Source organism: Shewanella carassii (assembly GCF_002777975.1).
Lineage (GTDB): Bacteria > Pseudomonadota > Gammaproteobacteria > Enterobacterales > Shewanellaceae > Shewanella > Shewanella carassii.
This window is the reverse complement of record NZ_NGVS01000014.1, coordinates 100661-118572: the sequence shown is the minus strand read 5'-3', so window position 1 is coordinate 118572 and position 17912 is coordinate 100661. Positions and strand designations below refer to the sequence as shown.

At 54.1% G+C, this 17912-nt stretch carries 17 protein-coding genes; 3 read left to right on the top strand and 14 right to left on the bottom strand.

Going from position 1 to position 17912, the window contains the following annotated elements:
• Positions 1-201: 201 nt before the first annotated feature.
• The 12 genes from CBE72_RS09150 to CBE72_RS09095 all read right to left on the bottom strand — a co-directional run bounded on the left by CBE72_RS09150 (position 202) and on the right by CBE72_RS09095 (position 13651).
• Positions 202-1182, bottom strand: coding sequence for a formate dehydrogenase subunit gamma (locus CBE72_RS09150; RefSeq protein ID WP_100143267.1), 981 nt, complete (start codon positions 1180-1182; stop codon positions 202-204).
• A gap of 53 nt (positions 1183-1235) precedes the next feature.
• Positions 1236-1805: a formate dehydrogenase FDH3 subunit beta gene (gene fdh3B, locus CBE72_RS09145; RefSeq protein WP_100143266.1), complete on the bottom strand. Its 570-nt coding sequence runs from the start codon at positions 1803-1805 to the stop codon at positions 1236-1238.
• A gap of 29 nt (positions 1806-1834) precedes the next feature.
• Positions 1835-4687, bottom strand: coding sequence for a molybdopterin-dependent oxidoreductase (locus CBE72_RS09140; RefSeq protein ID WP_100143265.1), 2853 nt, complete (start codon positions 4685-4687; stop codon positions 1835-1837).
• 18 nt (positions 4688-4705) lie between these two features.
• Positions 4706-4903 (bottom strand): twin-arginine translocation signal domain-containing protein, encoded by a 198-nt coding sequence (locus CBE72_RS09135; protein ID WP_100143264.1) that lies wholly within the window; start codon positions 4901-4903, stop codon positions 4706-4708.
• Between the two features lie 372 nt (positions 4904-5275).
• Complete coding sequence (locus tag CBE72_RS09130; protein ID WP_071239162.1) at positions 5276-6274, bottom strand: formate dehydrogenase subunit gamma; 999 nt, start codon at positions 6272-6274, stop codon at positions 5276-5278.
• Between the two features lie 45 nt (positions 6275-6319).
• Positions 6320-6916 carry a formate dehydrogenase FDH3 subunit beta gene (gene fdh3B, locus CBE72_RS09125; RefSeq protein WP_039035146.1) on the bottom strand — a complete coding sequence of 199 codons (597 nt, stop codon included), beginning with the start codon at positions 6914-6916 and terminating at the stop codon, positions 6320-6322.
• 27 nt (positions 6917-6943) lie between these two features.
• Positions 6944-9793 (bottom strand): molybdopterin-dependent oxidoreductase, encoded by a 2850-nt coding sequence (locus tag CBE72_RS09120; protein ID WP_100143263.1) that lies wholly within the window; start codon positions 9791-9793, stop codon positions 6944-6946.
• Between the two features lie 18 nt (positions 9794-9811).
• Positions 9812-10009 carry a twin-arginine translocation signal domain-containing protein gene (locus CBE72_RS09115; protein WP_025010612.1) on the bottom strand — a complete coding sequence of 66 codons (198 nt, stop codon included), beginning with the start codon at positions 10007-10009 and terminating at the stop codon, positions 9812-9814.
• Positions 10010-10084: 75 nt separating this feature from the next.
• Positions 10085-10741 carry a TorD/DmsD family molecular chaperone gene (locus CBE72_RS09110; RefSeq protein WP_025889566.1) on the bottom strand — a complete coding sequence of 219 codons (657 nt, stop codon included), beginning with the start codon at positions 10739-10741 and terminating at the stop codon, positions 10085-10087.
• A 10-nt stretch (positions 10742-10751) separates the two neighbouring features.
• Positions 10752-12416: a 4Fe-4S binding protein gene (locus tag CBE72_RS09105; protein ID WP_100143461.1), complete on the bottom strand. Its 1665-nt coding sequence runs from the start codon at positions 12414-12416 to the stop codon at positions 10752-10754.
• A gap of 150 nt (positions 12417-12566) precedes the next feature.
• Complete coding sequence (locus CBE72_RS09100; RefSeq protein WP_100143262.1) at positions 12567-13193, bottom strand: DUF3306 domain-containing protein; 627 nt, start codon at positions 13191-13193, stop codon at positions 12567-12569.
• A complete protein-coding gene (locus tag CBE72_RS09095) occupies positions 13193-13651 on the bottom strand; it encodes a DUF3305 domain-containing protein (protein WP_100143261.1) in 459 nt (152 codons plus the stop codon). The genes CBE72_RS09100 and CBE72_RS09095 overlap by 1 nt, the downstream gene beginning before the upstream one ends.
• A gap of 275 nt (positions 13652-13926) precedes the next feature.
• Between CBE72_RS09095 and CBE72_RS09090 the strand changes: the two genes are divergently transcribed.
• Both CBE72_RS09090 and CBE72_RS09085 read left to right on the top strand, forming a co-directional pair.
• On the top strand, positions 13927-14757 hold the full coding sequence (locus tag CBE72_RS09090; protein WP_100143260.1) for a formate dehydrogenase accessory sulfurtransferase FdhD: 831 nt from the start codon (positions 13927-13929) through the stop codon (positions 14755-14757).
• A gap of 24 nt (positions 14758-14781) precedes the next feature.
• Positions 14782-15687: a helix-turn-helix transcriptional regulator gene (locus CBE72_RS09085; RefSeq protein ID WP_100143259.1), complete on the top strand. Its 906-nt coding sequence runs from the start codon at positions 14782-14784 to the stop codon at positions 15685-15687.
• A gap of 42 nt (positions 15688-15729) precedes the next feature.
• Here the strand turns inward: CBE72_RS09085 and rlmF are convergent, their stop codons facing one another.
• Positions 15730-16809 (bottom strand): 23S rRNA (adenine(1618)-N(6))-methyltransferase RlmF, encoded by a 1080-nt coding sequence (rlmF, locus tag CBE72_RS09080; protein ID WP_100143258.1) that lies wholly within the window; start codon positions 16807-16809, stop codon positions 15730-15732.
• A complete protein-coding gene (locus CBE72_RS09075; RefSeq protein ID WP_100143257.1) occupies positions 16802-17209 on the bottom strand; it encodes a flagellar basal body-associated protein FliL in 408 nt (135 codons plus the stop codon). Before CBE72_RS09075 ends, rlmF begins: the two co-directional genes overlap by 8 nt.
• Before the next feature lie 105 nt (positions 17210-17314).
• Here CBE72_RS09075 and CBE72_RS09070 point away from each other — a divergent pair, with 105 nt between their 5' ends.
• Positions 17315-17893, top strand: coding sequence for a chorismate--pyruvate lyase family protein (locus CBE72_RS09070; protein WP_100143256.1), 579 nt, complete (start codon positions 17315-17317; stop codon positions 17891-17893).
• The last annotated feature ends 19 nt before the right edge of the window (positions 17894-17912 follow it).

The following is a 17912-nucleotide window of genomic DNA, read 5'->3' as shown; positions in this document are numbered from 1 at the left end:
GACGAAAAAACGGAGGGCATGACTGGGGATGATTTAAATTAGCCATAAAAAACAGTTAATTATATAAATACACCTCGTATTTATGATTAATGAATCTCAATCCAGGTTTAAATATCAAAAATAAAAAAATCATTTAGGTATTTTTCATTATTGATAAAAAGCCGTGTCGACTGACACGGCTTTTCAGCGGAAGAATGGACCTCAGTCTCTGTATTTCAGAGTACCGTTGGCCTTAATCTCGTCATACCACAGGTTATGGTGTTGAGTCGCCCAGTTTTCATCACAGTAACCGGAAACCATACACTCCATACCACCCTCAGACATAACTGTCGCCATGAAGATATGCACTATGGAGAAGGCACAGATGATGATGGCGCTGATTGAGTGCAATACCAGAGCGATCAGGCTCAGGGTACGGCTGGGTTCAAACAGGTTGGGGAACAACAGCAACATGCCTGAGGCTGAGATGATCAGTCCAAAGAAGGCAAAGGCCCAGAACCACATCTTCTCACCGGCGTTGGCAAAGCCGGCATCAGGGTGTTTGCCCTTGAAAGGACCGAAGTTGATGTAACCGCCCACCACCATGAACCACTTGACGTCGTACATCTTAGGTAGCTGGTTCTTGGCCCACAACAGCGTCATCAGCGCCCAACCGAACATGAAGGGAATCGCCATCACGTCGTGCACTTGCTTGGCGCCATTGACCAGTGAAGCCCAGAAGCCTTCCCCCAAATAAGGTTGGAAGAAGAAACGCCCGGCCAGCAGTACCAAGCCGGTGAGGATCAGCAGCAAGCAGGGGATCGCCCCCAGCCAGTGAATGCTCACGTCAAACTTGGACCAGCGATATACCATCTTGCCGGAGAAACCATGGTGCAACTTGGAAATACCGTTAACCATGATAAACAGAGCAAAGATGATGATCATGCCAAACAGGGCCAACATCAACCCCGGAGCCAGCCAGTCGCTGCGCAGCTCCAGTACCCGCAGATCATAGGTATTGATCGGCTGGTTGTGGAACTGGCTGTGAGACGTGGTATACCCCGTTGCCCCATCCTTGAGCTGAGCCCAGATCTGGGCATCGCTCGCTTGTGGTTCCACAGGTGCATCGGCACCATTGGCGAAGCATACGGCGCTGAACATGAGCGCAATAGCCAAGCCTATGTGTTTGAACCATTTGTTCATATTAACCTCTCTCACCGACCCGGCTAAGCCGGGCCGGATATTCGTGCCGTCTGTTACTTCCAGGCGCCGTTTTCGGCACCGCGATAAGCCACACGCTCGCGGTAGATGCCGGAAACCACTTCCGCATCACCGGCCAGCAGGGCCTTGGTTGCACAGAGCTCGGCGCACATAGGCAACTTACCTTCAGCAATACGGTTGGCACCGTATTTCTGACGCTCGGCTTCCGAATGGTTTTCTTCAGGACCACCGGCACAGAAGGTACACTTGTCCATCTTGCCGCGGGAACCGAAGGCACCCTTTTTCGGGAACTGAGGCGCGCCGAATGGGCAGGCATAGAGACAGTAACCACAACCGATACAGGTATCTTTGTTGTGCAGCACTATGCCATCGTCGGTGCGGTAGAAGCAGTTGGCAGGACATACGGCCATACAAGGCGCGTCGCTGCAATGCATACAAGCCACAGAGATAGAGGCCTCGCCGGGCTGACCATCCTTGATGGTCACCACGCGGCGACGTTGGATACCCCACTCGAGAGCGGAGTCGTTTTCGTTTTTACAGGCGGTGACACAGCCATTACATTCGATGCAGCGCTTGGTATCACACAGAAATTTCATTGTAGCCATAGTGGCAATTCTCCTCGCTTAAGCTGCACTTATGCTTTGACGATCTGACAAAGCGACGCCTTGGTTTCCTGCATCTGAGTCACTGGGTCATAACCGTAGGTCAGCGCAGTGTTACAGGATTCACCCAATACGTAAGGCACAGTGCCTTCCGGATAGTTGGGCTCCAGGCTCTCGCCGTGCATGATCCCGGCGAAGTGATAAGGCATCCAGGTCACACCAGGTTGAACCCTTGGGGTCACCATGGCCTGAACCAGTATCCGGCCACCTTCGGCGCCTTCCAGCCATACCTTCTCGCCGTCGCGGATACCGCGGTCGGCAGCATCACCAGGGTTGATCTCAACGAACATCTCCTGTTGCAGTTCGGCCAGCCATGGGTTGGCACGTGATTCTTCACCACCACCCTCGTACTCCACCAGACGACCAGAAGTCAGTACCAGAGGATACTTACCGCTGACATCCTTCTCCTGGATAGACTTGTACAGAGTCGGCAGACGGTGTACTTGCATATCGTCGTAAGTCGGGTACTTAGCGACCAGATCACGACGGGAGGTGTACAGTGGCTCACGGTGCACAGGCACCTGATCGGGGAAGGTCCACACGATACAACGGGCCTTGGCGTTACCGAATGGGATACAGCCGTGCTTGATGGCAACCCGGACAATACCGCCGGAAAGGTCGGTCTTCCAGTTCTTGCCTTCGGCTTCAGCTTTCTCTTCGGCAGTCAGCTCATCCCACCAGCCCAATTGCTTGAGCAGCTTGTCGGAGAACTCAGGATAACCGTCCTGGATTTCGGCGCCCTTGGAGAAGGAGCCTTCGGCCAGCAGGTTCTTGCCTTGATATTCCACGCCGTAACGGGCACGGAAGTTACCGCCGCCGTCTTTGACGTGCTTGCTTGTGTTATAGAGGATCTGGGTACCTGGATGCTTCATCTCAGGTGTACCCCAACATGGCCAAGGCAGACCATAGGTTTCGCCCTTGCATGGGCCACCTTCGGCTTCCAGAGTCTTGTTGGAGAAAGTACCCCAGTTCATGGTGTGAGCCTTAATACGCTCAGGGCTCTGGCCGGACATACCGATAGTCCACATACCGCGGTTGATTTCGCGAGTGATGTCTTCGATCAGAGGCAGACCATTCTCTTTCTTGATGCGCTTGGTGTACTGCTCGGCAAAGCCCAGTTTCTGCGCCAGACGATACATGATTTCGATATCTGTCTTGGACTCGAACAGCGGCTCGATAACCTGTTCACGCCATTGGATAGAACGGCCTGAGTTGGAGATGGAACCACGGGTCTCAAACTGAGTCGCTGCAGGCAACAGGTAGACGCCATCCTTACGACGGTGCATAACACCGGCCATAGTTGGGAATGGGTCAACAACAACAACTGTATCCATCTTGTCCAGTGCATCACGCACGTCGCGCTGACGGGTTTCAGTGTTGACAGACTGACCCCAGAAGAAGGCCAGACGCACGTTGTCTTTCTGTGCCAGCTTCTGCTTGTCTTCCAGTACACCGTCGTGCCAACGGGAGCAAGGAATACCCGGAGTCGTCATAGGTTCGCGGCCCAGGTAAGTACCCTGATCGAAGCGGCTCTTCATCCACTCCATATCCAGATCCCATACATGGGTCCAGTGTTGCCATGCCGCAGTGGTCAGGCCGTAGTAACCTGGCAGGTTATCGAACAGCAGACCCAAGTCGGTAGCGCCCTGTACGTTATCGTGACCACGGAAGATGTTGGTACCACCACCGGAAACACCCATGTTACCCAGAGCCAACTGCAGGATACAGTATGCGCGGGTGTTCGCATTACCTACGTGGTGCTGAGTACCACCCATACACCAAATCACAGTGCCTGGACGGTTATCGGCCATCATCTTGGCGGCCTGGTACAGATACTCTTCGCTACAGCCGGTAATATTGGCCACTTCTTTAGGTGGGAACTTCTTGGCTTCTTCACGGATAGTTTCCATCTCGAACACACGTTCTTTGATGAAAGTCTTATCTTCCCAACCGTTTTCGAAGATATGCCACAACATACCGTAGATAAACGGAATGTCGGTACCCGGACGGATGGCACAGTGCAGATCGGCATGAGCTGCGGTACGGGAGAAGCGTGGATCGACCACGATCAGCTTGGCGTTATTCTTCTCTTTGGCGATCAGAATGTGCTGCATGGAAACAGGGTGTGCTTCTGCAGGGTTGGCACCAATGAAGAAAATAGCCTTGGTGTTCTGAATATCGTTGAAAGAGTTGGTTTGCGCACCATAGCCCCAGGTGTTGGCCACACCGGCTACAGTGGTAGAGTGACAAATACGGGCAGAGTGGTCGACGTTGTTGGTACCCCACATGGCGGCCAGCTTACGATACATGTAGCAGCCTTCGTTGGAGAACTTGGCGCTACCCATAAAGTAAACAGAATCCGGACCCGATTCCTGACGGATCTTCAGCATCTTGTCACCAACTTCGTTGATGGCCTGATCCCAGCTGATACGCTTCCACTTACCGCCTTCAAGCTTCATTGGGTACTTGAGACGCTTCTCACCATGGCCATGCTCGCGCAGTGCAGCACCTTTGGCACAGTGACCACCGGCGTTGAATGGGTGATCGAAGGCAGGCTCCTGACCAGTCCAAACACCATTTTGTACTTCGGCATACAGACCGCAACCTACGGCGCAGGCACTACAAATGGTGCGCTTGACTTCGATCGGCGCGTCATAAGGAACATCTTTGGCCTCGGCGCGACGCATCATGCCAGTGCCCAGCATAGAGGCAGCTGCAATACCACCGGCTGTAATACCGGCATTTTTCATAAACTGACGACGGCTGATCCCCAGTTTTGGTTTATCGGCCTTGGGGGCGACATTAGATGTGCGAGTTAACTTCATCGCTTGAGATCTCCTGGATTAGCTACGCAGACTGTTGTAATAGCTGCGGATATGCGCTGTTTCGTGATAACCCGTGTTCTCGGATTTCGCTTCAACAGTTTCACTGGCCTGAGCGGCACTCACTCCGGTGGCAGCAATCGCGGCACCCGCGGCACTGCCTATGGTGATAGCCTTCAGCAGGGATCTGCGGTTCAGATCTGGCTTCTGGTCTTTCATTTTTGCTCCTGATAATTTTCACCCACGCTGCGGGTGATACAACCCTCTTTCGTGCACTTGAGCCCTTAGACAATCCAAGTTATTCCCATGCGCAAAAAAGGTAAAAAATCCGTTAAATATGAATAGAATCCTTCTATCAGCATGAGCAATATAAGGCTTTGTTAGTAAGGTGGTTTTGATCTGGGACAGTTTGGATGTAAGCCCCATGGGAACGGCTGTTCAAAGCGTTAACTGCTTCAAACTTTCAGCGATAAGCGGAGTTGAAAAATGTCACTCTTGACGACATTTCGAGGAAAAGAATGTTAAAAAACAGATCATAAAAAAACACCCCGGCAAGCCGGGGTGTTTGCAGTCTTAAATCAGCTCAAGGGCTCAATTATCTCGATATTTGAGCGTACCGTTGGCCTTGATTTCGTCGTACCAGACATTGTGGTGCTGCATCGCCCAGTTTTCATCACAGTAACCTGACTTCATGCACTCCATACCGCCCTCAGACAGTACGGTTGCCATCCAGATATGCACTATGGTGAAGGCGATGATCAGAATTGCACTGATACCATGCACCAACAACGCTGCCATCGAGGCTTCACGGGGCAAATCCAGGTTAGGCAACACCATCATGATGCCGGAAATGCTGATAAACAGACCGAAAATGGCCAGGGTCCAGAACCACATCTTCTCACCGGCGTTGGCAAAACCCGAATCCGGGTGCTTACCCTTGAAGGGACCGAAGTTGATGTAGCCTCCCACCAGCATGAACCACTTGAGGTCATAGCTCTTGAACAGCTGATCCGGCATCCATTTCACCACCAGTACCGCCCAGGAGACGATAAACAGCGGCCCGACCCAATCGTGGATCGTCTTGGAGCCATAGATCAGTGCCGCCCAAATATCGCCACTGACATAGGGTTGCAGCACATGCTTGCCCAACATGATGTTGAGGCCGGTGAAGATCAGGATAAGACAGCTGATCGCCACTACCCAGTGGATGATCAGGTCCGCCTTACTCCAGCGGAACACCAACTTGCCGGAAAAACCATGGTGCAGTTTGGATGGTCCATTCACCAGGTAAAAGAGCACGAACGCCCCAAACACGCCGACTACGGCTATTGCCATAACGGGTGTCAGGTACTGATTGCGCAGCTCCTTGCCCTGGTTGCCGGCCACGTTGATCAGCACGCCGGTTTCAACCCCTTTGGCTGTGGTATAGCCGGATTCACCGGATTTTACCGCGCGCCAAAGATCGGCCTCACTGGTTTGCGCCTGTTGCTGGCTCGACTGTTCATCGGCGGCCATGGCTGTGGAAGCAAACCCCAGCCCGGCAACCAATACCAGCAGAGCGAACAGACTGCGCAGTGATTTGATTAACATAGTCACTCCTCGTCAGGGTGGGCCTTAGCCCACCCTCGCTCTGTCTCAGTTGATCTCACCGGTCTTGGGATTGTAGCCCCAAATGACATCAGGGTTACCCCGGGCGGCCATCCGCTCACGATAGATATTGGATACCACTTCCGCGTCACCGGCCAGCAGCGCCTTGGTGGAGCAAAGCTCGGCACACATAGGCAGCTTACCTTCGGCGATACGGTTGGCACCATACTTCTTGCGCTCGGCTTCAGAGAAGTTTTCCTCTGGACCACCGGCACAGAAAGTACACTTATCCATCTTGCCGCGACTGCCGAAGGCGGTCTTTTTCGGGAACTGAGGCGCCCCGAAAGGACAGGCATAGAAGCAGTAGCCACAACCGATACAGGTATCTTTATTGTGTAGCACTATGCCATCGTCAGTGCGGTAGAAGCAGTCTGCAGGACAAACCGCCATACAAGGCGCGTCGGTACAATGCATACAGGCAACTGAAATGGACGCTTCACCGGGCTGACCATCATTGATGGTTACCACGCGGCGACGCTGGATACCCCACTCAAGCGCGGAGTCGTTTTCGTTTTTACAGGCTGTGACGCAACCGTTACACTCGATGCAGCGCTTGGTGTCACATAAGAATTTCATGACTGCCATAATGGCTTATCTCCTCATCAAGTACGGTTAGGCTTTGGTGATCTGGCACAGGCTGGATTTGGTTTCCTGCATCTGTGTCACCACATCATAGCCGTAAGTCAGAACCGTGTTGGCCGATTCACCCTGAACGTAAGGTACAGTACCTTCCGGATAGTTCTTCACCAGGCTCTCGCCTTCGAAGATACCGGCGAAGTGGTACGGCATGAAACATTCACCGTTGATCACCCTTGGCGTAACCATGGCCTTGACCTTGATCTTGGCGCCTTCTGGGCTGTGTACCCAAACATCATCGCCATCGCGTAGACCGCGGTCGGCAGCATCGCCTGGGCTGATCTCGATAAACATCTCTTGCTGCAACTCGGCCAACCAAGGGTTGGAACGGGTTTCTTCACCACCGCCTTCATATTCCACCAGACGACCAGAGGTCAGTGCCAGCGGGAAGTCTTTGGAGAAGTCCTTGTCCTGAATTGACTTGTACAGGGTCGGCAGACGCGCCACCATACGGTCTTCGTAGGTGGGGTACTTGGCGACCAGGTCACGACGAGGCGTGTATAGAGGTTCACGGTGCAACGGAATGTCGTCCGGGAAGTTCCATACGATACAACGGGCCTTGGCGTTACCATAAGGGATACAGCCGTGAGCTATGGCCACGCGCTGAATACCACCGGAAATATCGGTTTTCCAGTTTTTGCCTTCGGCGTGTTTCTTCTCTTCTTCGGTCAGGTCATCCCACCAACCCAGCTGCTTGAGCATCTTGTCGGTAAACTCAGGGTAACCATCCTGAATCTCACTGCCTTTGGAGAAGGAACCTTCGGCAAGTATGTTGTTGCCATTGTGCTCAACACCGTAACGGGCACGGAAGTTACCACCACCGTAGCGGACTTCACGGTCGGTACGATAGAGGATTTGGGTACCTGGATGTTTCATCTCAGGCGTGCCCCAACATGGCCATGGCAGACCATAAGTTTCACCCTTGGCTGGGCCGCCGGGTGCTTCGAGGGTATCAAAGTCGAAGGTACCCCAGTTTTCTTGGTGCATCTTCAGACGCTCAGGGCTCTGACCTGTGTAACCTATGGTCCACATACCGCGGTTGAACTCGCGGGTGACATCTTCAACCAGCGGCTCTTCACCGTTGACCTTGATGTGCTTACAGAACTCTTTCTCAACGCCCCACTTCTTGGCCAACTTGTACATGATCACATGGTCAGGCAGCGACTCGAACAGAGGGTCAATGACCTGAGAACGCCACTGCAGTGAACGGTTGGAAGCTGACACAGAACCATAGGTTTCGAACTGAGTCGCGGCAGGCAGCAGGTAGACGCCATCCTTACGCTGGTGCATAACACCGGCCATGGTTGGGAATGGGTCAACGACGACCACAGTGTCCATCTTGTTCAGTGCTTCACGCACCTCACGGCCACGGGTTTCGGTGTTGACAGACTGACCCCAGAAGAAGGCCAGACGGATATTATCTTTCTGGGCAATCTTGTTCTTGTCTTCCAACACACCGTCGTGCCAGCGGGAACAAGGGATACCGGCTGAAGTCTGTGGCTTCTGGCCCAAATACTCGCCTTGATCGAAACGGCTGCTGACCCAGGCAGGATCCAGATCCCACACATTGCACCAGTGCGCCCAGGCGCCGGAAGTCAGACCATAGTAACCAGGCAGGTTATCGAACAGCAGACCAAAGTCAGTGGCGCCCTGTACGTTGTCGTGACCACGGAAGATGTTGGTACCGCCACCGGAAACACCCATGTTACCCAGAGCCAACTGCAGGATACAGTAAGCACGGGTATTGGCGTTACCTACGTGGTGCTGAGTACCACCCATACACCAAACGATAGTGCCAGGCTTGTGCTCGGCCATCATCTTGGCGACACGGCGCATCTGAGCCTCACCGACACCGGCAACATGCTCAACCTCGGCAGGGTTGTACTTCTTCACCTCTTCGCGGATACGTTCCATGCCGTAGACACGCTGATCGATAAAGCTCTGATCTTCCCAGCCATTTTCGAAGATATGCCACAGCAGGCCGTAGATGAAAGGAATGTCGGTACCGGGACGGATATGCACGTACTCGTCAGACTTGGCTGCAGTACGGGTGAAACGTGGATCAACCACTATGACTTTGGCACCGCGCTCTTTACCTACCAGAATGTGTTGCATCGCCACAGGGTGAGCTTCACTGGGGTTAGAGCCGATAAACAGCATGCACTTGGCATTGTGCATATCGTTGAAGGAGTTGGTTTGCGCACCATAGCCCCAGGTGTTGGCCACACCGGCTACAGTGGTAGAGTGACAAATACGCGCCGAGTGGTCGACGTTGTTGGTGCCCCACATGGCTGCGAGTTTGCGGTACAGGTAAGACTGCTCGTTGGAGAACTTGGCACTACCCATGAAGTACACAGAGTCAGGGCCGGATTCTTCGCGGATCTTCAGCATCTTGTCGCCGACTTCATTGATAGCCTGCTCCCAGCTGAGACGCTTCCACTTACCGCCTTCGAGTTTCATTGGATACTTGAGACGTTTCTCACCATGGCCGTGCTCACGTAGTGACGCGCCCTTGGCACAGTGACCACCACGGTTGAATGGATGGTCCACGGCAGGCTCCTGCCCGGTCCAAACACCGTTTTGCACTTCGGCGTAGATACCACAACCTACTGAGCAGTGAGAGCAGATAGTACGCTTCACTTCAGTGGGTGCATCGTGAGGAACATCTTTGGCTTCGGCTTTACGCATCATTCCTGCGCCCAGCATAGACGCTGCGGCAATCCCACCGGTAGCCAAACCGGCAGACTTAAGGAACTGACGACGATTCAGACCCAGAGCGGGCTTTGCAGCCACAGCGACCTGGTCTGTTTTGCGGGTTAATCGCATCACACACTCTCCTTATCGTTATTTGTTACGCAATGAGGCGTAATAATTGCGCACATGGTCAGTCTCACGGTAGCCCTCACCCTTTGGCACTTCTGGTGCTTCAGGCTTGGCCGCCAAGGCTTGACCACTGACAGTCGCAACCGCGCCTGCCGCACTGCCGATCGCCAATGCCTTGAGCAGTTGACGACGACCCATGTCGGAAGCTTGCTTCTTCATAGTGTCTCCTCGTGTTGAAGGTAGACGGGGGAAACTCCCCCGCATGCTTTAGCCCGTGTTACCACGGGCAAATTCTCAGGCCAGCTCGCTGGCCTTGGGCTGGATCTGTACCGCCGGGGTTTCCACCACGGGCGTGCTCAGCACCAGCTGTTCAAACTCATTGATTTCGGTTTCAAAGAAGGCCCGGCCGAGTTGTGCCACCACGGCGTAAAACGCGGCGGAGGGACAACGGGACAAGGTATCGAAGAAACGTATGATCCAGCTGCCGATATGGCGGCGGTAGAAGGCCAGTTGCTGATGGGCCGGAGCCTCCAGCAGCAATACGCTCATCACCTCGCACAGAGCGGCAACATGATCTTCCGGCTCCTTGACGTTTTCTTCGCGCTCGAAGCCAAGTTGCATCAGGTCCTGACGCAGCAAAGCCAAGGGCTTGTCCATCAGCGAACCTGTCATAAACCAGCTGCCATAGGGCAGGATTTCCCCCGAACCCACGCCGAGGAAGATGTTGAAATACTCATCTTCCAACTGATTACTGTCGAACTGGACGGCCGCCAACTTGAGCGCCAACCAGGCCTTGGTCATGTCACTGTCGTCATTGGCATCGACTTCGAGGTCGCCAAGAAAACTCAGCAATTCCGGGCTGGGGTGGCGCCTCAGCAGCGCCGCCAGCAGCTGATAGATATCTGCTCTAAGCTGATCGTTTTCTGATACTTCTCTTACTGTTTCGGTCATAGCGGATCTCTTATCTCAGTTGCTTTTCCGGATCCTGGAGTATGTCTTCAAACATATCCTTCACCCGACAATCACCACACATCTTCAAGCGCTCTATGTTGGCGCTGAAGGCGCTGTGGCTTCCGACCATATCCAGCATCCGGTGCACCATAGACTGGGTCGCGAACGGTGCTCCACAACGAATACATTCGAACGGAGCTTCTTCTTTCAGGATCCGGCGCTGCTGCCGTGCAGCCTTATCCAGATTGACCTGAGGAGTCAGGCTGATCACCTTCTCCGGACAGGCGGCCTCACACAGGCCACACTGCACACAATCCTGCTCGACAAAATACAGTGCTGGTGTGTCACCACCGTCGGTCAGCGCCTGGGTAGGACAGGTCGCGACACAGGACATACACAGGGTGCACTTGTCGGCATTGATATTCACCAGGCCATAGGGAATATTGCCCATGGCCAGTTGGGTATCTACATTGGCTGCCTGCTCATTGAGATGGTCGATAGCGGCATACAGCTGGGTGCGCTTGTTCCCCTCAGTGAGCGCCGCAGGCACAATCACAGGCCAGTCCATGCTCACATCCAGTATAGGCCAGAGATTGGCAAGCTCGGCTTCGTCGATAACCCGAATCCTTTGAGGCTGTCCCATCTCATCCAAAATGGCGTTGGCCAACCCCAGTTCGCCCTTGAGCATCTGGGTTAGGGTCGGTGCCGTAGCGCTGGTGTTAAGGATCAACACCTGGCGTGCGCCCCAGGCCAGAGAAGCCATCCAGTGATCCATGCTGGCCACAGTGACTTCTTCCAGCGCGACCGGCAGAACTTCGCCCGGCAGCTCATCATTGATCAAGGCGCCGCCCTGTCCCATGTCGTGGAACAGCACCACAGGCGCAGTTTGGGCCTGCTCGCGGAAGCGGAAAATCAACTTATTCAGGTATGAATGCAGCGCCTGAGGGGTTGGCTGGTCGTAGGCGATGGCCCCGGTTGGGCAGGCATTGGTACAGCTGCCGGCGCCGTGGCACAGATAGGGGTCTATCTCAATCTGCTTGGCCACGCTCTTGATAGCATCGGCCGGACAGAAGTTGAGGCAGCGGTTACAACCATTATTGCCGTTGCGGTTGTGGGCACAGAGATCGGCGTTGACCTTAACATAGCGTGGCTTGTCGAACTGGCCGATCATCTGAGGCAACTCTTGCAAGGCTTCGGCCAGTTTCTGCGGGTCCTGCCCCACATAGAAATAGCCGGGTGGCAGCATTTCCAGTTGAATTTGCGGCTCGCGGCTCAGGTCGAGGATCAGGTCAAAATGCGGCTTACGCAGCGCAACCACACTGAGCTCGGCAGCGCCGTTGTCGTGTTCGACACTCACCTGGAATTGACCGAGGAAGCCTTTGATACCAATCAGCTTGTTGTAGTAGCTCTCAACCTCTTCGGCGGCAGCCATGACGGCTTCTAGATGGGCCTCTTCCTGGCTGGTGATCGGCTCATTGGCCAAGATCACTCTACCGGCCATGGCAGACAGTTTGTCTGCCGCCAGCCGGGCCAGATCCTCGGGGCCTATCACCAGGACATTTCCCTCTGTGGTGTAACTTACGGTCGGCGGGATCAGGTTTTGCAGAATCTGAGTCTGCTGGCTGACCTCTCGACGCACCTGCCGCAGCGCTTGCTGGGCGGAATTATTGCTCACACTATTGTTCACTTTGCGTTCCTGAACAGTTTATGGCGGTGGCCGTATTCTTTATCTTGCTGCTTTTATTATTGATTTACAGCTTGCTATAGCCTGAATACAGCAATTCACATACCAAATTTATGGGCATTAAAGGCTGTTAAACTGACGTCAAACAACCGGCTTATGAGTTTCAGTCACGGTATCTGTGGCATTTTGGACCTCTGCAGGCATCTCCCCGTCCAAATTGTCCGTTGGCGACTGTGGCGCAGATTGCTCGGCCAACTGTGGCGCATCGGCCTCGGCATCCACCAGAGAAGCATCGGCTTCGGCCAGGGCGTCTTCTGCCTCTTCCGGCTCCTCTTTTTCCAGTACGTGACGGAACACCTTCTTGGCCAATTCGGCCGAAGCTTCGGCGCTTAGCTTGGGCTGGTTGCTGTAATCGAGGGCGTACTCAAGCAAGCCGTCGATTTCGTTGAAATGGGGTTGCTTCCACAGGGTGCGCAACGCGGCGGTCTTCACTGCCGGGTCGACATTCTTGGCCATAAAGCTGGCGAAGCTGCCGCCAACCTCAATACCCTTGGGATCGGGCAAGTCTTCGGCAGTCAGCAGTTTTTCTTCCTGCGGCTCGGCCTCTGGTTGGGGGTCGAGCGCGGCCTGAGTTTCTGCCACAGACGCAGCGGCGGCGTCTTCTTGAGGGCTGACTTCTGCCAGCGGCTCATCGATTGGGGTTTCCCCGTCCTGCACCTGCTGCTTACGCAGTGCCCAGCGGCTCAGGAATCCACTCTTCTCGGCCATCAGTGCCTCCGAATGTTGTCTTCGGCCAATTCCTTGCGGCGGTTAACATGTTTGCGTCTGTGGGCGGTGATTTCCACTTCACCATGGCGGGTAATGAAGGCTTCGATCCAGCAGGCAATCGCCTCTGGCATCGGCATGTTCAGTACCGGGGTATCTCCTTCGAGACAGCCGGCTGCGACATTTTGGTCGGCAGAGATGGCAGCCGGGATCCAGTTACCCTCGACATCTTCATCGCAGACGATGTAAAGCATGGGATTGTCCATATCCAGATTGAGACGGTAACTGGCGCGCTCATCACGAAACAACTCCAACAGTATCAATTTGGCTCCGGGCGGCGCCTCATGGGTGGCGGGCACGACTTGATCCAACTCCCAGCTGATGGATGTCCAACGACCGACCTGTTTCTCCACTTTTTTCAGTGAAACGTACATGGGCCATACGCTTTCGGAATGTTGCATACTGACTCCCCCCGATAGGATTATTTTCGGGCATAAGTAAGGTTTCAGGTGATCTGCAAATTTGATGCCAGTTACGATATTAGAAATAAGTTTGAACTCAATCATCTATTTAAGGCTAAAAATAGGACATTTTGTCCAATATGCAATCTGCCCTGGGACATTCATGACCTGTGCGCCGACGGCGCTTGCTGCGGATCACGCATTTAGCAGCCTGAACCCTGTGTCGGTATAAATATTGCTATGCTGTGGTTCAAGCTCTCAGTGAAGATTCGATAATGACCAATGCCAAACCCCAATTGATCAAGACCAACACCCAGGTTCCTTTGACCATTGCCGTGACTGCAGTCGATGAGAATGGTCAGTTGCAGGAAAAGTTTGTTGCCTGCGAAAGGCCGCTGACTGTTTACCTCAACTGGCGACCGATAGTCACCCTGATGACCCTGGGCGCAAGAGCCGAGGCTCTGGCACTGGGCTACCTTAAGAATCAAGGTTTTATTAATGATGTTTCGCAACTGGAATCTGTGATTGTTGACTGGGACGTGGCTTCAGCGGCCGTGATCACCCGGGAGCAGACTGAGGATCTGGACGCCAAACTGGCCGATAAGACGGTCACCACAGGTTGTGGTCAGGGCACAGTATTCGGCGGCTTTATGGATGGATTGGACGACATAGTCCTGCCGCAACCGCAACTAAAGCAGAGCATGCTCTACGCCCTGTTGAAAAACATCAGTGAATACAACCAGACCTACAAGAATGCCGGTGCAGTTCACGGCTGTGGGCTGTGTGAAGCGGATAAGATAAAGTCCTTTGTTGAAGACGTTGGCCGCCACAATGCAGTCGACACCCTGGCCGGTGAGATGTGGCTGGAACAGGACAGAGGCGACAACAAGATTTTCTACACCACGGGACGACTCACCTCCGAGATGGTTATCAAGGTTGCCAAGATGGGGATCCCCGTGCTCTTGTCCCGCAGCGGTGTCACCCAAATGGGCCTAGAACTGGCGCAAAAGCTGGGGATCACCATGGTCGCCCGCGCCAAAGGGCGCCATTTCCTGGTGTACAATGGCGCCGACAATATCGAGTTTGATGCCAGCAATCCACGCTGATACCCAAGATACCAAGGAGAAGTGATGACGGAGCCCAGCGAACTTGTCTATATGAGCGCCAAGCAGGTGGCCGAGTATTTGGACCTCAATGAAAAGAAGGTCTATGCCATGGCCAATGAGCGTATGCTGCCGGCGACCAAAATCACAGGCAAATGGCTGTTTCCAAAGATACTAATTGACCGCTGGATCATGGACTCCTGCCACAGCGGCATGCTGACAGACCGCTTGCTGATCACCGGCAGTGATGATCCCCTGTTGTCGATGCAGGTGGCCAGACTGATGGCTCAGGTGGGCAGTCGAGAACTGATCAGCTACAGCGCCACTGGCTCCCGCTTGGGATTGGAGCTCTTATCCAAGGGTTACGCCGATGTCTGTACCTTGCACTGGGGCAGCCTGGAGGAACGCAATATCCGTCATACGGCGCTGCTGAAGGGATATTCCAACCACCAGCAATGGATCATGGTGCATGGCTATAACCGCCAACAGGGGTTGATCGTGCGACCGGATATGCATCACAGATGTCAGGAGGAGAGCAAGGTACTGCAACTCCCTTGGCGCTGGGTCACCCGTCAGGGTGGTGCCGGCAGTCAACAACATCTGGAGCACTGGCTGTTGAAACAGGGGGGCAAACTCGAGCAACTCAACTCGGTACTCACCGCCTTTAGTGAGCGGGAGTTGGCCGGTTATATTGCCCGGGGTGATGCCGATATCGGCTTTGGCTGTCAGGCGGTCGCCATGGAAAGCGGCCTGAGTTTTGTGCCTTTGGTGACTGAGTCCTTCGACTTCGTCATGCCGCAAGGGATCTACTTCCGTCGCCAGTTGCAACAGCTGTTCAAGATGCTCGGCGGCAGTCAGTCCCGGCAGATGGCCGCCCTACTCGGCGGCTATGACCTCACCGACTGCGGCCAGTTGCTGTGGAGCCCGGAGTAATTAGGCTGTTAGCACCAACTCAAGGCCTGCCAACGGCGGGCCTCAAGCCTTGAACTTCCACCACTGACGCCTGGCTGCGGCATCGAAGAAACTCCAGGCCAATACCCGAGTCTGCTTATTGCCCTGTTGCATCTCCAGAATCTTGACCTCTTTGGCGCCAAGTTGCTTTAACGCCTGCTGACAGGGTTTGAGGTTGTCACCCTTGGACACCAAAGAAGAAAACCACAGCACTTGTCCGCCATAGTCGCGGCTTTCGTGAATCATCCGCAGCAGGAAGCCCAACTCGCCACCATCGCACCAAAGCTCGGCCTGACAGCCGCCAAAGTTCAACTTATGCTCCTGACGCTGATGTTGCTCACCACGATTGGTCGCCAGATTGCGCTGCTTGCGTTCGCTGCCACTGCGGGCATCGGCGGCCGAGGCATGAAACGGCGGATTACAGAGGCTGAAGTCAAAACACTCCCCCGCCTGCAGCAAACCATGAAATATCTGCTCTGGCTTGGGCTGCAGCCGCAGTTCAATGGCGCTGGCCAGCTTGAGATTGTGCTGTAAAATGCCGGCGACATTATCCAGCGCCACAGGGTTGATATCGGCGCCGACAAACTGCCAGCCGTAGACACTTGAGCCAAGCAAGGGGTAGATGCCGTTAGCTCCCGTGCCTATATCCAGGCCGCGAATGCGCCGACCTTGGGGGATCTTACCGCCTTCAGCCAACAGATCGGCGATATGATGCAAATAGTCTACTCGCCCAGGAATTGGCGGACACAGATAGCCCTCGGGCAACTGCCAACCCTGGATTTGATAATGGTGCTGCAATAAGGCAGCATTAAGTGCCAAGACAGCTTGCGGTTCGGCAAAGGGGATCGAAACCTGGCCATAATCTGTGGTGATAAGGTGAGGCGCGAGCGCAGGATAACTGGCGACCAGAGTCGCAAAGTCATAGCCTTGGCGGTGCAGGTTGCGCGGATGGAGGCCCTTGTCCTTGGCTTTCCCGCCCGTTTTAACCGAGGTTTTGCCGGCCGTCGCCTTTGGAGCCTTTTTCTTTACTTTTGTCCTAACCTTTACTTCGGCCCTGGCCTTGCTTGTCGAAGCGTTGAACCTATGCTTTTTTACCTCAGTCATACAGGTACTTGGTAAACAGCAGATTCACCACCAGCGCCCGGCCGGTTTCCTGCTCCAGCAAACGATTGACTGTGTCGTAGCACTCGCGGCGGATCTCTTCCCTACCGGTAAGCGACTTGACCCTATCCTCGGGTTGGTTACCGAGGATCTCTACTATCGCGGCCCGCAGCAAGGGATCATGATGTTGCAAGGCTACCAAATCCTGGGGGTCTTTCACCATAAGCTCAACACTGATACGCACAAACCCCAACTTCTTGCGGTTGGAGATATAATTGGTCACTATTTCAGGCTCAAAGCCATAGTAGGCATAGGTATCTTCGGCAGGCTTTTCATCGGCCGCCATCACAGGCTGCAACATGCCTGCAAGCATAAAAAACAACAGTGTCAAAATGCGTTTCATATTCAGTTTCCAGCTCCCGTGACTTGTGCCCATGCCTCGTACTCTCTATCTGCCCAAGGGCAAGCGTGATAGACTCCCGAGTTGTAGTATTGTACCGGGTATCCGATGAATGTGACCAGTTTAAGCTTTCCTTATGGTGAATCAATTCAGTGGTTTTCGCCAGAGCAATCACAACAACTCCCCGCAGCACCATTGCATGATTGGCTGCTGGCGACCGGCAGTCTCACCAAGAGACTCAAGAGCTGCTGTCATCATTTTGAGGTCAGACTGCTCGGCGAAGCCATGCTGCCCACCGCGGCTCAAGAGTGGCAGGGTAAGGAGCACAAAGCCATCTGGATTAGAGAGGTGTTGCTCTGCCTGGACGGAACCCCCTGGGTCTTTGGCCGCACCCTGATCCCGGCAAAGCTGCTGGAGCAACAGCAGAGACTGGGTAAGTTGGGTACTCGCCCCCTGGGAGAGTTGTTATTTGGTGATATCGGCTTTGAACCCGGCGCCATAGAGGTTGCCAGCTTCGACAACCATTCACGGGTCGCTTCCCTAGCCAATTCACTGTCGCAACCCACCACAGAGGCTATCTGGGGCAGAAGACGTTATTTCCACTTTCAGGAACAGCAGCTGATTGTCGGTGAAATCTTCCTGCCGGCGGCGGTTGCCGCCATCAATCAAGGCCAACTTACGCCTTGAGCACGGGCTTGTAATCCCT

Bases quoted from the DNA above. Each gene is read 5' to 3' on its own strand.
- CBE72_RS09075 (WP_100143257.1), bottom strand. From the start codon at position 17,209: ATGAAACGCATTTTGACACTGTTGTTTTTTATGCTTGCAGGCATGTTG.
- CBE72_RS09085 (WP_100143259.1), top strand. From the start codon at position 14,782: ATGACGGAGCCCAGCGAACTTGTCTATATGAGCGCCAAGCAGGTGGCC.
- CBE72_RS09135 (WP_100143264.1), bottom strand. From the start codon at position 4,903: ATGAAAGACCAGAAGCCAGATCTGAACCGCAGATCCCTGCTGAAGGCT.
- fdh3B (WP_039035146.1), bottom strand. From the start codon at position 6,916: ATGGCAGTCATGAAATTCTTATGTGACACCAAGCGCTGCATCGAGTGT.
- CBE72_RS09090 (WP_100143260.1), top strand. From the start codon at position 13,927: ATGACCAATGCCAAACCCCAATTGATCAAGACCAACACCCAGGTTCCT.
- fdh3B (WP_100143266.1), bottom strand. From the start codon at position 1,805: ATGGCTACAATGAAATTTCTGTGTGATACCAAGCGCTGCATCGAATGT.
- CBE72_RS09100 (WP_100143262.1), bottom strand. From the start codon at position 13,193: ATGGCCGAGAAGAGTGGATTCCTGAGCCGCTGGGCACTGCGTAAGCAG.
- CBE72_RS09150 (WP_100143267.1), bottom strand. From the start codon at position 1,182: ATGAACAAATGGTTCAAACACATAGGCTTGGCTATTGCGCTCATGTTC.
- rlmF (WP_100143258.1), bottom strand. From the start codon at position 16,809: ATGACTGAGGTAAAAAAGCATAGGTTCAACGCTTCGACAAGCAAGGCC.
- CBE72_RS09120 (WP_100143263.1), bottom strand. From the start codon at position 9,793: ATGCGATTAACCCGCAAAACAGACCAGGTCGCTGTGGCTGCAAAGCCC.
- CBE72_RS09110 (WP_025889566.1), bottom strand. From the start codon at position 10,741: ATGACCGAAACAGTAAGAGAAGTATCAGAAAACGATCAGCTTAGAGCA.
- CBE72_RS09130 (WP_071239162.1), bottom strand. From the start codon at position 6,274: ATGTTAATCAAATCACTGCGCAGTCTGTTCGCTCTGCTGGTATTGGTT.
- CBE72_RS09140 (WP_100143265.1), bottom strand. From the start codon at position 4,687: ATGAAGTTAACTCGCACATCTAATGTCGCCCCCAAGGCCGATAAACCA.
- CBE72_RS09115 (WP_025010612.1), bottom strand. From the start codon at position 10,009: ATGAAGAAGCAAGCTTCCGACATGGGTCGTCGTCAACTGCTCAAGGCA.
- CBE72_RS09095 (WP_100143261.1), bottom strand. From the start codon at position 13,651: ATGCAACATTCCGAAAGCGTATGGCCCATGTACGTTTCACTGAAAAAA.
- CBE72_RS09070 (WP_100143256.1), top strand. From the start codon at position 17,315: ATGAATGTGACCAGTTTAAGCTTTCCTTATGGTGAATCAATTCAGTGG.